The following is a 552-nucleotide window of genomic DNA, read 5'->3' on the forward strand; positions in this document are numbered from 1 at the left end:
CCCTGCCAATTTGGCGCTACCGTGGCGCGTTCCATGGACATGTCTCGATACTGTCAGATCGTTATTGTCTCAAATGGTGCGATTGAAGAGGCTGTTTTTCTGACGAACTGCCCAGATCTGGCGGCGTCGTAGCGTCGGCGAAAGTTGTCCGAATCGCAGAGCAGCAACTTCGGATCGAACATCAGCGCACGGCCTATTGCGACCACCTGCTATTGGCCGCCTGACAGGGACCTCGCAAGCGTCATCTTGCGCTCTCTACCCTCAGGTCTTCTCATCAATTGGCTAACTTAATTCCTCTCTCTTTGATGATAGCGCCAAAACGCTCAGAGTCCCTCTCCGACTTCACACCGAAATCGGCGGGGCTCATCGGAGCGGGAATACTTCCGAAAGTCACGATCTTTTCACTCAGTAAAGGCGTCGCGAGCACGCGATTAATCTCGCCGTTTAGCTTCTCGATCACCGCGGGAGGCGTGCGGGCAGGTGCATAGAACCCGAATGAAGCATCTGCATCGAACCCCTTCAAGCCAAGCTCATCGAGCGTTGGTACGTCGG

Annotated in this window: 1 protein-coding gene; it reads right to left on the reverse strand. The window is 54.9% G+C overall.

Going from position 1 to position 552, the window contains the following annotated elements; genetic code table 11:
• Positions 1-274: 274 nt before the first annotated feature.
• Positions 275-552, reverse strand: a 278-nt coding sequence (locus AC1DS5_RS25460) for a Bug family tripartite tricarboxylate transporter substrate binding protein (RefSeq protein ID WP_477721022.1), incomplete at its 5' end; no start/stop codon positions are given.

The sequence above is a fragment of the Polaromonas sp. P4_H1 genome, from assembly GCF_056400945.1.